General features: G+C 69.6%; 3 protein-coding genes. 2 read left to right on the top strand and 1 reads right to left on the bottom strand.

Translation table 11 applies throughout. The features are described from left to right. The coding region (locus P2P98_RS12110) for a hypothetical protein (protein ID WP_275800100.1) at positions 1–317 on the top strand (317 nt) is incomplete at its 5' end. Positions 318–322: 5 nt separating this feature from the next. Here P2P98_RS12110 and P2P98_RS12105 read toward each other — a convergent pair. Next, on the bottom strand, positions 323–1252 hold the full coding sequence (locus tag P2P98_RS12105; protein WP_275800099.1) for a helix-turn-helix domain-containing protein: 930 nt from the start codon (positions 1250–1252) through the stop codon (positions 323–325). 88 nt (positions 1253–1340) lie between these two features. Between P2P98_RS12105 and P2P98_RS12100 the strand changes: the two genes are divergently transcribed. Next, the gene (locus tag P2P98_RS12100) at positions 1341–1802 is read left to right on the top strand and encodes a GNAT family N-acetyltransferase (RefSeq protein WP_275800098.1); all 462 of its coding nucleotides are present in this window, start codon (positions 1341–1343) and stop codon (positions 1800–1802) included. Positions 1803–1812: the final 10 nt, after the last annotated feature.

Genomic DNA, 1812 nt, shown 5'->3' with positions numbered 1-1812 from the left:
GGCCTCGCGGAGTCGGGTCTACGGTCGAGAGCATCACGACGGCGGGAGACCCAACGATGAGCGAACGCGACACCATAGGCCGTGGAACCGGACCCGACGAAGGCGAGTACACCGACGTGCAACTCCCCGGCCGCGAGCGCGACCACGGCAGTTCCGATCTGCCCGGCGAGTACGTCGATCGGGAGAATGCGGACGGTACCGAATCGCGGCCACGAGCCGACGAAGCCGGCGCCTACACCGATGTCGAGCTTCCGTCGGGGAAAGAGGACCGCGAGGACCTCGAGAACCCCGGCGAGTACACCGACCGCGACCGCTGAACGGTTCAGCGATCGAGGACCACCTGTGGATCCACGCGGTAGGCCTCGCGGTACGCCTGGGCGAAGCGCCCCGGAACGGTGAAGCCCCAGCGGGCTGCGACCTGAGCGACCGTGGTGACCGCGGCGTCGGACGCGACGAGATCGGCGTGGGCGGCGCTGATACGCGCCGCGGCGAGGTACGCCTCGGGGGTCGGCGCCAGCTGGCCATTCGCCGCGAAGGCGCGCCGCAGCCCCTCGGTCGAGGCCCCCACCGCGGCGGCGGCGTCGTCGATCGTGATGGGCAGCGAAGCGTGATCGTCCAGCCATGCGGTCGCCGAGGCGTAGATCGCCGCCTGCTCGATCGCCGAAGCGCGCCGCTCACGCGGATCGCCCACGAGGGCGAACGCCTCGAGGGTGGCGGCGGCGAGGGAACCGTACACGTGGGCACGTACGAGCGGTTCCGCCATCAACGGCGTCTGAGTCAGCGACCAACACAGGGTGGCCAGCCAGTACTCGCGCATCCGGCGCGAGACGGGTGCCGTCCCCTCGAACCGGACGGTGAGCGTCTCATCGCCGTAGATCATGCGCGCCGTCTCGGTGAGCCGGGCAGCATCGAAGGCGGCGAGCTGCAGCCTCGTCGATTGCGGGCGGCCTGTCAACTCCTGGCCCGGTTGCACGATTCCCGGCTCGACGCTGTACTCCCCGGCATCCGATCCGATGCTCCAGGCGTATCCGGGCGTGGAGGTCGCCACGAAGAAGCGATCGGCCTCGTAGATGACTTCGGCACGACAGTCCCAGTCGAGGTGGCGCAACGAGAACGCCCCATCCCCGATCGCGTGCTCGGCGAACGACGCGTCATCGGCCTGGACGTCGACGTGCCCGTACTGAGCCTGCAGCCACGCCAGCGTGTCGGCGACGTCGTCGGTGCGGACGCGGGTATCGAAGAAGTCGTTCATAGGTGGCCACAGCCATCGTAGTTAACCCCGTGGCCCCGGACCGTTGTCATCTCCGCCCTTTTGTTCACCTCTCCCCCGGAAAGCGATCATGACCGCCAGCCCCCGCATCCGCCCCATCACCCCCGACGACGCCGGAGAGGTGCTCACGATCCAGCGCGCGGCCTTCGCGAGCGAGGCGCTCATCTACGGCGACCCCGACATGCCGCCGCTGACCCAGACGTTGGAGGAACTCCGCGCTGAGCTCGTCGAGAACCTCGGCTGCGTCGCGGTGTCCGATCACCGCATCGTCGGTGCCGTGCGCGCGCGGCGGGACGGCGATCTGCTGCTGATCGGGCGTCTCGCGATCGCACCGGACCAGCAGGGCGAGGGACTCGGGACGCTCTTGCTCGGTGCCGTCGAGGAACGCGGGCGTGAGGCCGGCGCGAGTGAGGCCGAGCTCTTCACGGGCGGCCTCAGCGAGGCGAACCAGCGCCTGTACGAGCGCGAGGGGTATCACCGCACCGAGGAGACGGCCGACGGCGAGATCTTCTACCGGAAGCGGCTCATCTGACCGGGGCCGC

It is taken from the genome of Microbacterium sp. Kw_RZR3, assembly GCF_029222405.1.
Taxonomy (GTDB): Bacteria; Actinomycetota; Actinomycetes; order Actinomycetales; family Microbacteriaceae; genus Microbacterium.
This window is presented reverse-complemented; position numbering and strand designations above follow the sequence as displayed.

What these genes read in the sequence shown, in the direction of transcription:
- P2P98_RS12105 (WP_275800099.1), bottom strand. Translation starts at nt 1,252, where the DNA reads ATGAACGACTTCTTCGATACCCGCGTCCGCACCGACGACGTCGCCGAC.
- P2P98_RS12100 (WP_275800098.1), top strand. Translation starts at nt 1,341, where the DNA reads ATGACCGCCAGCCCCCGCATCCGCCCCATCACCCCCGACGACGCCGGA.